Here is a 12,107-nt window from a genome sequence, read left to right on the forward strand (position 1 = left end):
ACGTTCACCAGTCCCGCGATCGGTGCCGTCGGGATGACCGATAAGGAAGCAGTCGCGGCCGGGATCCGCTGCACGTGCCGGGTCCTGCCTCTGCAATACGTGCCCCGTGCCTTGGTGAACCGCGACATCCGGGGGTTCATCAAGATCGTCGCGCACGCCGGCACCGGCGAGATCCTCGGCCTGACCGCGGTCGCAAATGACGCCGGCGAACTCGCCGCCGCTGGCGTCCACGTACTCGGCAAGACAGTCACCGAGGTCGCCGACGCCTGGGCGCCCTATCTGACCATGACCGAAAGCATCCGGATCGCCGCCAAGGCATTCACCACCGACGTCTCGAAGCTGTCCTGCTGCGCCTGCGCACGAACTCGCGCTGGCGACAGGTGGTCGTGCAGCATTCCGCGATCGGTGCTACGTGGCTGAGCCGGCTCCGGCTGACGCCTTCGCGGCCGGCCGCGTCACAGTGCTCCCACGCCTCTTGCAGATCGAGGATCGCCAGCAATCAGATTCGCGGAGCTGTCAGGGCGCCGTGAGACGCTAGTTCCAACAGTCAACGAACGGAGCAGCCCGTGGCCAGCGGCTTCAAGATCAATAAGCAAGGCATTCGGCAGTTCACGCGCGAACTCGAACGTGAGTTCGCGAAGAACCCCGTCCGTATCCCGGTCGAAGCTGACTCGTCCGGACTCGCTGCGACCAACGCTCTGACAGTGAACAACTATCACGGCCCAGTCGTCACGGTAACCGGGGGCAACGCGCAGCTCGCGTGGAACAACGGCGGCGACGTAACCCAATCTCAGGACCGTGTCGAGCAGATTGCCCCTGGTTATGAAGAGCTCGCTCGCGCCCTTACTGATCTGCTTGCGGAGCTTGCCACCTTCGGACTTGGAGGGGACGAGCCGGAGGTCCGGGCGCAGACCGAGACTGTCCTGGCCGAAATCGTCAAGGACGAGCCCGATCAGGGCGTGATCAAGCGCGGGTTGACAATGATCAAGGGCTGAACCGTCCTGGTCCGGTCGGAGACCTTTGTTTAGGCCACCTCGGGTGTCGAGGCGACGTTCTGACGGTAGCGCTCCTCATGCTCGGTCGGCGAGGTGTAGCCGATCGACGAGTGCAGACGCTCGGTGTTGTACCAGTGCACCCAGGCCGCGGTCTCCCGCTCCACCTCGGCCCGCCCGGTCCACGACCGGGACCGTTCGACGTCGATCAGCTCGGTCTTGTACAAGCCGATCGTCGACTCCATCAGCGCATTGTCGAGCGCATCACCCACGGAACCGATCGACCCGGTGATCCCGGCCTCGCGGAGCTCCTTGGAGAACGCAATCGACGTGTAGTGACTGCCCGCATCGCTGTGATGCACCAAACCTGTTGGAGTGAAAGTGAATTCGCCCCGCCGGCGAGTTAAGAGGGCTTGCTCGACGACACTGGTCACCAACGGGGTGTGCTTGCTCGACATGACCCGCCACCCCAGGATCCGGCGAGAGAAGACGTCAACGAGAAACGCGACGTAGACGAAGCCGGCGAGCGTCCACACGTAGGTGAAGTCGGCCACCCACAACTGATCCGGCGCAGCCGGTCGGTTCCATTGCCGCTCAACATGATCGGGGAATCTCGGTGCCCGATCATCGCGGTGGGTGGTGACGGTGCGATGCGCGCCGCGAACGGCGCCGGAGATTCCGCACACCGCCATCAGTCGGGCCACTTGATCGCGGCCCATCGCATGACCGGGGTGCAACATCGCGTGCCAGAGCTTCCGGATCCCGTAGACGCGGCGGTTCCGCTCGTAGACCTGAAAGACCGCGTTGGCGGCGTCGGCCTCGGCCAGGACGGCCTCGGAGACCGCGCCGGCCTTCTTGCGTGCGTAATAGGTTGACGGGGCGATCGCCATGCCGTGCTCGGTGAGCACGCGGCAGATCGGGACGACCGGAGAACAGGTGCCGGTGAGCGTCGATGTAGTCGACGATCACCGCAGTCGGCGGTCGACCTCCGCCGCTGCGAAAAACGCTGACGCAGTCTTCAAAATCTCGTTGGTCCTTCGCAATTCAGCATTCTCCTTACGGAGGGCCTTCAACTCAGCCGAGACATTCGAGCCCGATTCTGCATCGCCCGACGCCCCTGCTGCTTCGTCAGCGTCGATCCAGTTGCGCAGAGTGGCGGGATTGATGCCGAGGAGGGCGCCGACATGCCGACGGGCACCCGACTTGGACTCGCCGTCGTTCTCCTTCAGCCGGTCGTGGTACATCCGGACGGCCCGCTCGCGGGTCTCCTGATCGAACTTTCGTGGTGCTGCCATGATCGCATTCTCCTGGTGCGTTCACGGTCTCCACCAGACCCAGGACGGTTCAGAGTTGCGCCTCGTGATGGATAACTACGGCCACCCACAACAAGGCCGAAGTCACGGCTGGGGCGGCCGAAACCGATATACGGCCCCGACGCCACGCCCGCGCCGAACACACATTTTGGCCTTTAACCCCCGGGACGGGAGCAAGAGACACGAGTCCCCGAAACCGACGACCACAGGCAGACCAATCAGACGGATCAACAACAGAAGAGGTCAGGACACATTTCTGCATCCTGACCTCTTCAGCGGTTCGGTCTGAACCGCTCCTAGTAGTTCGAAGGGGACTTGAACACCGACCTCCCTGCACTTCAACCCTGCAATCCGTCGAACGCCTACTCCGCCTTCCCTCCGTCGACCACGGGGGCGCGCCGACGGCCGAACGCGTCGCACCTCACCCCGGTTGCCGAACGGGTCCGCTCACGCATCGAGAGTTCTGGAATATCGCCGCCCAACGAGACACGAATTCCCGTGCAGACACGACAGCTTCGATTCGCAAGCGCAGGTACGACTCTCTCGGAACAGCCCAAGACTCGCTTCTAGGAGACGGGCCTGTGCCGCCCGCTCAATACACAAAGGCGTCAGCCCCGACTTGGCGCAGACTGCCACCGAGAGCGGAAATCATCACCACTAGCGGAATGTCCGTGTTGCGAATTGACATGGAGTCCAGAATATTGCCTAACAAGCGGAATGCCCGAGATGAGATGAGAGCTGACAGCCAGACTGGAATCCTCCAGCATGGCTGGAGTCTGCACAGGCCTACTGACATCTACCCCGGAATATGGCCCACCTCCTGCCAAATCCGCTGACGCGAACGTTGGAAACAGACAAACCTCAGCGGAATCTACAACACCGAACCTGGAATCGGACAAACCTCAGTGGAGTCTGCACAAGTGCAAACAACACGATAATCCCTAGGACATAGTGCAAACCCATGCAAACTAGCGTGCGAAAGTGCAATCTAGCGTGCGAATCGACAGCCGACCGTCAGCCCCGCGCCATGTCGACGAACCGAGACAGGTGCAATTGATGTGCGACGGTGATCGTCGCCGTCGGGCCGTTGCGGTGCTTGCCGACGATGATGTCGGCCTCGCCCGCTCGGGGGTCGTCACGCTCGATCGAATCGGGGCGGTGAAGCAGGATGACCATGTCGGCGTCCTGCTCCAACGATCCCGATTCACGCAGGTCGGAGACCTGCGGGCGCTTGTCGGTACGCTGTTCGGGACCACGGTTCAGCTGGCTGATCGCGACCACCGGAACTTCGAGCTCCTTGGCGAGCAGCTTGATCGACCGCGAGAACTCCGAGACCTCCTGCTGACGCGACTCGACCTTCTTGCCCGATGTCATCAGCTGCATGTAGTCGATGACGACGAGCTTGAGGTCGTGCTTCTGCTTCAGCCGACGCGCCTTGGCGCGGATCTCCATCATCGTCAGGTTCGGCGAGTCGTCGATGAACAGCGGCGCATCGGTGATCTCGCCCATGCGGCGCGCGAGTCGACTCCAGTCGTCGTCGCTCATGTTGCCCGAGCGCATGTCGCCGAGCTTCACCTTGGCCTCGGCCGACAGCAGACGCATGACGATCTCCGTCTTGCTCATCTCCAGCGAGAACATCGCCGAGGTGAGCCCGTGGTGGATCGACGCCGACCGCAGCCAGTCCATCGCGAGGGTGGAGTTGTGCGTCGGGACCATCGCCTCGCCGGCGAGGTACAGGTGGCTGATGTTGTCGACCTCGACGCAGCGGACCGGCACGCTCGGGACCGCGCGCACCGACACGACGCGTCGCGCCCGGACGCTGCCACGCAGTTCCTTGTGCCGCTGCGCCTTGTCGAAGACGGTGAAGACGTCGTCGGGGGCGTTGAGGCGGACCCAGCCGCTGCTCGCACGACGGAAGCTGTAGCCCAGCCCCGCCGCGAGGTCGCCGACCACCGACGACATGTGGTTGGTGGCCGCGGGAACGGTGATCCAACCGTCGTCGTCGACGCGCGCCCGAGAGTCCAGGATGCCCGCGAGCAGGGCACGCCGCTGGGGCGCCGAGCCGCGCAGGTACTCGTGCGGGATACGTCCGCCGAGGTCGGTCATCAGCGTCATCACGTCGACGGGGCCCTCGGCCTCGATGCGGGCGCCGATCTCCGGGTCGTCGTACGCCATGCCGGCCAGCGCGCCGACCGTGTACGGCCCGTAGGCGAGCGACCGGTACCGCAATTGCAGCGGCGCCGTGTTCTTGATGTTGGCCCGACCGCCGTACAACTGCAGCTGATCGGTCGTCAGCAGCCGGACCTCGCCGTCGACCTCGACCGCCCACTCGTGCTGCTCGTCGGCGACGACCACGCTGCCGTCGTCGAACTCCACCTCGTAGCAGGGACGGCGCGTCATCACCTCGGTGGCCGCGACGACAGTGGTCGGGCGCCCGTCGGGGCCCAACAGCCGATCGCCCTTCGCGACGCGGCCCATCGTGGTCCAGCCGGTGGGCGTGGGCAGCGGGGTGTCGAGCGCGAGGGCCTTGCCGACGCCGGGGCGGGCGGCGACGATGATCATCTGACCCGGGTGCAGGCCGTTGGTGAGCTTGTCGAGGTCGGCGAACCCGGTGGGCACGCCCAACGACAGGCCGCCGCGGGAGGCGATCGAGTCGAGCTCGTCGAGCGTCGGCTGCAGCAGTTCCTCGAGCGCGACGTAGTCCTCGGTGGTCCGACGTTCGGTGACCTCGTAGATCTCGGCCTGCGCGCGGTCGACCACCTCGGCCACGTCTTGACCGTCGGCGCCGGCGTAGCCGTACTGCACGATGCGGGTGCCCGCCTCCACGAGACGACGCAGGATCGACTTCTCGCCGACGATCTCCGCGTAGTAACCGGCGTTGGCGGCGGTCGGGACCGTCGAGATCAGGGTGTGCAGGTACGGCGCACCGCCGACCTTGCGCAACTCCCCCTTGCGTTCGAGCTCCGCGGCGACGGTGACGGCGTCGGCGGGTTCACCTCGCCCGTACAGCTCCAGGATCGCGTCGTACACCGCCTGATGCGCCGGCTTGTAGAAGTCACCGGGACGGATCCGCTCGAGCACGTCGGCGATCGCGTCCTTCGACAGCATCATGCCGCCGAGCACCGACTGCTCGGCCTGCTGATCCTGCGGTGGTTGTCGTCCGTACTCCTCGGTGGGGGGCTCCGGTGGGAGATCCGGCTCAGGCCCGAGATCGGCCTCAACAGCCACTCACCCACCCCCTTCATCCGGCGACGTCATCCACGGCAAACAAGGTTTCCACCGCGGAAACCGAACCCATCAGAAAGGTTAGGGCTCTGTGCCCGCCACCGCCAAACACCCCCTGTGGACAACACTGGGGACAACGTGTGGATGGTTTGGGACTGCCCAGGAAAAAATGTGGACAACCATGGGGACGAGTTGGGGAATCCCAGTGGATTCCTCCACATATGCGCAGGTCATAGGCTGTTGACGATATCCACAGCAGATCTCGGGATATCGTCCGGCGTGTCAGGTTGCGGCGCGCCGGTACGACTGTCCAGCACTACTTCAGGTGATGCGGATCGCAGCCCGAAGCGACCCGCATCACATCAGTCTGAGCGAACTCGTGGTAAAGGCCGACCCTGTCATGGTCCAATGGCGACGTGCGTGAATCGATCCCGCAGCGGGAGGGCATCTGGACGACCATCGTCATCGTGGCTGCGCTCGCAACGGCACTGCTGCCTGCCCTCGCGCAGGCACAGCCGCGCGGCGGGGACCTGGACTTCTCGCGCTACCGCGCCGTCAACGCCGAGCCGTACCGTTCCTCGGCCTACGTCGATCGAGGCAGACACTACTTCGTCTCGGGCGGCTGGCTCTGCCAGATCGGCCCGCAGCCCGGGGCGGCCGCCTGTCGCGGCAAGCCGGCCACGGCGCCGCCCGGGGTGATCGGTGTGGCCCTGGCCGGCGAGCAGCAGGGCCCGTACTGGGTGCGCCCGGGAACCACGTTCCAGCTCGGGCCGGTCAGCCGATTCCGCGCTCCCGTCCTCCCCGCCGGTACCCGCATCACCGTCGCCGACGTCACCTGCGCCGTGCCGCAGACCGGCGTCGTCGCGTGCCGCAACTGGAACCGCGGGTTCCGCGTCAGCCGCGCGAGCCACTGGTTCCTGTACCCGCGCGGCGACCGCGCCCACGACGGGAATCCGAAGGCGCGCGGCTGAGGGCCTGTTCCTTCCCTGTCGAATCTCCTGCACGTCGATCTCCTGCACGTCGATCTTCTACACGTCGATCTCCGACTGCGGACGCCACGGATGGATCCGCCCAACGAATTCAGGCCGGTCACCCCTCGCGGGGTGACCGGCCTGAACCGTGGTGGTGCTACGTCAGCTGACGACGGTGAGGCTCAGCTTGGCCTCGACCTTCGGGTGCAGCTTGACGACGACGGGGTACTCGCCCAGGGCCTTGATGTGGCCCTTCGGCAGCTCCACGTTGCGCTTGTCGACGGCCGGGCCGCCGGCGGCGCGGATGGCGCCCGCGACGTCCGAGGCCGAGACCGAGCCGAACAGCTTGCCCGAGCTCTGGGTCTTGACGGTCAGCGAGACGGCTTCCAGGCCCTCGAGGGCCTGCTTGATCTCGTTGGCGTGGTCGAGGTCGCGCACGGCGCGAGCCTCCTGCGCACGGCGGATGCCGTCGACCTGCTTCAGGGCACCGCGGGTGGCGACGATGGCCAGTCCGCGGGGAAGCAGGTAGTTGCGGCCGTAGCCATCGCGCACCTCAACGGTGTCGCCGGCTTCGCCGAGGTTCTCGACTGCGGCGGTCAGGATCAGCTTCATGTCTATTCTGCCCTTCCCGCTCAGCGTCCGGTCGACGTGAACGGCAGCAGAGCCACCTCACGCGAGTTCTTCACAGCGATCGCAACGTCGCGCTGATGCTGCACGCAGTTGCCGGTGACGCGACGCGAACGGATCTTGCCGCGATCGGACAGGAAACGACGCAGCAGCGCGGTGTCCTTGTAGTCGATCTCGACCTTCTTGTTCTTCTTGGTGTCCTTGCAGAAGGTGCAGGCCTTGGCCTTCGTGACCTTCTCCACGCGGGGCTTGCGGCCCTTTTGCTTTGCCATGTATTGCTCCAGTCAATGGTCTCCGGGTGGCGGCCCGGAATCAGAAAGGTGGTTCGTCGTCCCCGCCGCCGAAGCCGCCGCCCGCAGCGGGCGCACTGCCCCACGGGTCGTCGGCCGGCTGGCTCGCGGCCTGCTGGGGACGTCCGCCCTGCGGTGCGCCGTAGCCACCGCCGGCGTTGCCGCCACCCTGATTGCCGCTGTACCCGCCGCCACCGCCGCCGAAGTTGCCGCCACCGCGCTGAGTGCGGGTGACCTTCGCGGTCGCGTAACGGAGCGAGGGACCGATCTCATCCACTTCGAGCTCCACAACGGTGCGACGCTCCCCTTCACGGGTTTCGTACGACCGCTGCTTGAGCTTGCCCTGAACCACGACACGGGTGCCCTTGGTGAGGGACTCGGTCACGTTCTCTGCGGCATCGCGCCAGATGCTGCAGCGGAGGAACAGCGCTTCGCCGTCCTTCCACTCGTTGGTCTGGCGATCGAACGTCCGCGGAGTGGAGGCCACCGTGAAATTCGCGACCGGCGCGCCCGATGCGGTGAACCGCAATTCCGGGTCTGCAGTCAGATTTCCGACAACCGTGATGACCGTGTCCGTCATGAGACTCCCCTAATCGTGTCGAGGAACGCTGCGTGCGCACCTGGTGATGTCGACACCCACCCTAGGGTGAACCTCCGACATCGGCCCAGTGCTCGATTCACAGCACCTCGTGGGCGAAGTGGATTACTTGCGCAGGACCTTGGTGCGCAGCACCGACTCGTTCAGCTTCAGCTGACGGTCGAGCTCGCTCACGGTCGCCGGCGTCGCGTTCAGCTGAACGACGGCGTAGATGCCCTCGTTGTGCTTCGCGATCTCGTAGGCCAAGCGGCGCTTGCCCCAGATCTCGACGTCGTCCACCTTGCCGCCTTCGTTGCGAACAACGTTGAGGAAGGTATCCAGCGATGGGGCGACGGTGCGCTCGTCCAGGCTCGGATCGAGGATCACCATCAGTTCGTAATGACGCATAAGACCACATCACCTCCTATGGGCTTTCGGCCGCGGACGGTCCGCGGCAGGAGGGTCGCCTGCGTCGGCAACCTGTCCAAGATACATGAGTACGCACTGACCAGGGAAATCACTGTCGGGTCGGTCACCGACCGCCTCACCCGCCTCCACTAGGCTCGTCGCATGCCTTCGGCCCGCAATGCCTTCGCCGCCAAGCGGCTTCATTTCGGTGAGACCGCGTTGATCCTCGTGACGGCGATGCTCTTCACGGTCGCGTCGGCGGCGGCGTCGTACGCCGTCAAGGTCCGGTGCACCACGCCGTCGCCCGGAGCCAAGCGCGAGTGGCTGTACGGTAGCCGCCTCGACGTCGTCCCGTGCTACTCGGACCTGATGACCATGTGGCACGGCCGAGGCCTGGCCGACCACGTCTTCCCGTACGTCCACGGCGGCATCACGCCCTCCGGCCAGTTGTTCGGCGGCGTCGTCGAGTACCCGGTGCTGTCGGGGCTGATCATGTGGCTCAGCGGGCTCGGCGCCGACACCGACCGCGAATTCCTCTGGCACAGCCTGCTGATCCTGCTGCCCTTCGCATTCGTCACGACGATCCTGCTGGCCCTGATGACGCGCTGGTGGGTGCTGCTGTGGGCGGCGACCCCGCCGTTGATGCTGTACGCGCTGCACAACTGGGAGCTGCCGGTGGTGTGCGCCGCGGTCGCAGGCATCGGGGTGATGGCCTGGGGCGCGTGCGCCGATCCGACGACCGGGGTGCGCCGGTGGTCGGTGCGGACGACGGCCGTCGTCGCCGCGATCCCGCTCGGCATCGGTTTCTCGCTCAAGATCTATCCGGGCCTGTTCGTGCTGCCGCTGATGCTGTACGTCCTGACCCGCGGGGAGAAGACCGACGGCCGACGGCCCGGGCTCGACTGGCTCGGCGCCGCGTACGTGGCGGCGTCGGCCGTGGTGACGGTCGCGGTCACGCAGGTGCCGTTCATGATCGCCGGCTACGAGGGCTGGAAGGCGGCCATCGACTTCCAGACCAAACGCGAGGCCAACCTCTCCACGAACTCCATCTGGTACTGGGGTCTGCGGTTCGCGACCGGCGGTGAGACGCCGACGTACACCAGCATCGTCGACATCGCCTCCCCGCTGCTGATCGCCGGCTCGTTCGCGCTGGCCTGCTACCTCGGCTGGCGCACCTACCGGCGCGACGGCGCCTTCCCGTGGCTCGGGGTCAGCGCCGCGATGCTCGCCGGGTTCATGCTCTTCCACAAGGTCCACTCGCCGCAGTACACGCTGTGGATCCTGCCCTTCTTCGTCCTGCTGCGGGTCCGGTGGTGGCTGATCGCGCTGTACCTGGTGGCCGACTCGGTCCTCGACCTGACGATCTTCCACCTGCTGATGAACTACTCGGCCACCACGCGCGCCTGGGTGCTGGCGGGAGTGAACTTCGGGGTGTGGGCGCACGCGGTCGTCCTGGCGGTGCTGATCGTGGTGTTCGTCAACGTCCGCCCGCGCGAGCCGCTGGCCTCGTACCTGAGGGCGGGGACACCCCCGGCCGGGCCCCTGACCAGGCTCGCGGCCGCCGACGCCGAGGACGCGCGCCGCTGGCTCGGCGAACCGACCCTCACCGATCCCCACGTCACCCTGCGTCCGTTACAGCTCGCCGATGCGGCCGCGCTGGCGCAGGTCGCCGGCGCGGAGGACCTGTACCGATGGTCGAGCTCGGTGCCCCGCACCACCGAGGCGGCCGTCGACTGGATCCGAACAGCGCTGCTCGATCCGCATCGCATCGCATTCGCGGTGCTCGACGCCGACGGCGAGCTGGTGGGCACGACCAGCTTCTACGACGTCGACCGGGCTGACCGCGCGCTGGCGATCGGCTACACCTACTACTCGCCGGCGGCCATGGGCACGGCGATCAATCCAGCGGCGAAACTGCTTCTCTGCGAGTACGCGTTCACCGTCTGCGACGCGGTCCGCGTGGTGTGGCACACCCACTCCGAGAACGCCCGCTCGCGCGCGGCCATCAGCCGGCTCGGGGCCGTCGAAGAGGGAGAGCTGCGCAAGCACCGCCGGTTCCGCGGCGGATGGCGCACCACCGCGCAGTTCGCGATCGTCGACGACGACTGGCCCGCATCGCGCGAACGGCTGCACACCCGGCTCGCCGCCACCGCTTCGGACTGACCGCCGACGAGCGGCGTCAGTCGGCGGGCGCGACCTCGGCGCCGAGTCCGTCGTCGCCGGCCGGCGAGCGCAGGAGTCGCGCCGACCGGGGCTCGTCGTCGTCGGTGCGCAGCAACTGCCACACCACCACCGCGCACAGCCCGACGAGCACGGCGCCGCGGACCGTGTTGACCGCGTAGAAGAACTCCGGCGGCAGCCATTTGCGGTCGGCGTCGAGGAACAGACCCATCCGCGGGATCCACACGAGCGCGTCGAAGGTCATCCACGCCAGCACCGCGCGCGGATACGGCACGGCGAGCACCGCGAGGGGCACCAGCCACAGCGACGACTGCGGCGTCCACTCCTTGCCGAACAGCAGGAAGCCGGCGACCAGCAGGAAGGCCAGCTGCGCGAGAGTCGGCTCGGCGGCCGCCCGCAGGCCGATGTAGACGACGGCGGCGATCACCGCGATCAGGAGCAGCAGGACCAGCCCGTTGATCAGCGACGACGTCGGATTCCACCCGGTGGCCAGCGAGATCAGCCGATACAGGGTGTCCGGTTCCACGCCGCGGTCGCGCCAGGCGCGATAGGCCTGCGACCATCCCGACGGGTAGAGCACCAGCACGGGCAGGTTCACGATCAGCCAACTGCCGACGGCTCCCGCGACGACGCGAGCGAACTGTCTGCCCTGCCGTCGTCGGACGCACAGGACGGCGATCGCGGGAAGCAGCAGGATCGGGTACACCGCAGCCGACGCGCCGAGTCCGACGAACACGCCCGTCCAGCCCGCCCGGCCGCGCGACCAGCAGAGCATCGCCACCGCGAGCATGGCGACGGCGAGGACATCGGTGGCCGTGAACGCGTGGAACAGCAGCAGCGGCGACAGCGCCATCAGCGCGCCGAGCCACCGGCGACGGCGGTCGGTCATCGTCGTCGCCCACACCGCCAGCAGCCAGAACAGCGACAGCAGCAGCGCACTGATGTTGAAGTAGTTGACGACGTCGAGCGTGCGGGGCAGGCCCACCGCGTCGGCCAGCCACGCCCATCCGCGCGCGGCCTGGGCGGAGACGTACATGAACATGCCGGTCAGGACGGGCTCGGCCAGGTAGGCCTTGCTCTCGGAACCGTCGGCGTTCTTCTGCGTCCAGGACGTCCGGTAGGGGAAGGCCCCGGCTGCGAGGTCGCTGGGGGTCAGCTTGTTCTCGGCGTACGACGCCACCAGATCCGAGTAGCAGAGCCCGACGAACTGGCGTTGGTTGTCCCAGTTCAGCCGCACCTGTCCGGGCTGGTCGGCGACCGGCGCCTGCTGAATGCACCCGGCCTTGCCGAACCAGCTGATCGACAGTCCGACCAGGGCCAGCAGCAGCACCACGCGCAGCGGGGTCCACCGTCGACTGCGCCCGATCGCCGCGTGCAGTCCGGCGGGGCCGCCGATGACGCCGCTGGCCGCGGCGATCTGCGGGCTGCTCCACGCCGGCAGCATCCGGTCGGCGTCGACTCGCAGGTCGGCGGCCAGCGGCTCCGGGGAGTCCATCGACTGAGGTTCCGGAGGCGGCGTCCCC

9 protein-coding genes and 2 pseudogenes are annotated in these 12,107 nt (G+C 66.8%); 4 read left to right on the top strand and 7 right to left on the bottom strand.

From position 1 onward, the window contains the following. Nucleotides 1-354 (top strand): annotated as a pseudogene (locus AAFO60_RS20190) (mercury(II) reductase); the annotation flags it as partial. A 212-nt stretch (nucleotides 355-566) separates the two neighbouring features. Next, nucleotides 567-995 (top strand): hypothetical protein, encoded by a 429-nt coding sequence (locus tag AAFO60_RS20195; protein WP_347958039.1) that lies wholly within the window; start codon nucleotides 567-569, stop codon nucleotides 993-995. Between the two features lie 29 nt (nucleotides 996-1,024). Here AAFO60_RS20195 and AAFO60_RS20200 read toward each other — a convergent pair. Then, nucleotides 1,025-2,287, bottom strand: a pseudogene (locus tag AAFO60_RS20200) (IS3 family transposase). Nucleotides 2,288-3,319: 1,032 nt separating this feature from the next. Continuing rightward, on the bottom strand, nucleotides 3,320-5,533 hold the full coding sequence (gene dnaB, locus AAFO60_RS20205; protein WP_347958040.1) for a replicative DNA helicase: 2,214 nt from the start codon (nucleotides 5,531-5,533) through the stop codon (nucleotides 3,320-3,322). Between the two features lie 413 nt (nucleotides 5,534-5,946). On the opposite strand from dnaB, the gene AAFO60_RS20210 reads away from it, so the two are divergent. Then, nucleotides 5,947-6,501: a hypothetical protein gene (locus tag AAFO60_RS20210; RefSeq protein WP_347958041.1), complete on the top strand. Its 555-nt coding sequence runs from the start codon at nucleotides 5,947-5,949 to the stop codon at nucleotides 6,499-6,501. A gap of 162 nt (nucleotides 6,502-6,663) precedes the next feature. On the opposite strand, the gene rplI is transcribed toward AAFO60_RS20210, so the two are convergent. The 4 genes from rplI to rpsF form a co-directional block, all read right to left on the bottom strand. Beyond that, nucleotides 6,664-7,113, bottom strand: coding sequence for a 50S ribosomal protein L9 (rplI, locus tag AAFO60_RS20215; protein WP_347958042.1), 450 nt, complete (start codon nucleotides 7,111-7,113; stop codon nucleotides 6,664-6,666). Between the two features lie 20 nt (nucleotides 7,114-7,133). Then, nucleotides 7,134-7,400 (bottom strand): 30S ribosomal protein S18, encoded by a 267-nt coding sequence (rpsR, locus tag AAFO60_RS20220; RefSeq protein WP_347958043.1) that lies wholly within the window; start codon nucleotides 7,398-7,400, stop codon nucleotides 7,134-7,136. A 40-nt stretch (nucleotides 7,401-7,440) separates the two neighbouring features. Continuing rightward, nucleotides 7,441-7,998 carry a single-stranded DNA-binding protein gene (locus tag AAFO60_RS20225; RefSeq protein ID WP_347958044.1) on the bottom strand — a complete coding sequence of 186 codons (558 nt, stop codon included), beginning with the start codon at nucleotides 7,996-7,998 and terminating at the stop codon, nucleotides 7,441-7,443. Nucleotides 7,999-8,121: 123 nt separating this feature from the next. After that, nucleotides 8,122-8,403 (bottom strand): 30S ribosomal protein S6, encoded by a 282-nt coding sequence (gene rpsF, locus AAFO60_RS20230; protein WP_006896700.1) that lies wholly within the window; start codon nucleotides 8,401-8,403, stop codon nucleotides 8,122-8,124. 162 nt (nucleotides 8,404-8,565) lie between these two features. On the opposite strand from rpsF, the gene AAFO60_RS20235 reads away from it, so the two are divergent. Then, the gene (locus tag AAFO60_RS20235; protein WP_347958045.1) at nucleotides 8,566-10,566 is read left to right on the top strand and encodes a GNAT family N-acetyltransferase; all 2,001 of its coding nucleotides are present in this window, start codon (nucleotides 8,566-8,568) and stop codon (nucleotides 10,564-10,566) included. A 16-nt stretch (nucleotides 10,567-10,582) separates the two neighbouring features. Here AAFO60_RS20235 and AAFO60_RS20240 read toward each other — a convergent pair whose 3' ends face one another. Continuing rightward, complete coding sequence (locus tag AAFO60_RS20240) at nucleotides 10,583-12,079, bottom strand: glycosyltransferase family 87 protein (protein WP_347958046.1); 1,497 nt, start codon at nucleotides 12,077-12,079, stop codon at nucleotides 10,583-10,585. Nucleotides 12,080-12,107 lie beyond the last annotated feature (28 nt).

The organism is Gordonia aichiensis (assembly GCF_039946255.1).
Taxonomy (GTDB): Bacteria; Actinomycetota; Actinomycetes; order Mycobacteriales; family Mycobacteriaceae; genus Gordonia; species Gordonia aichiensis_A.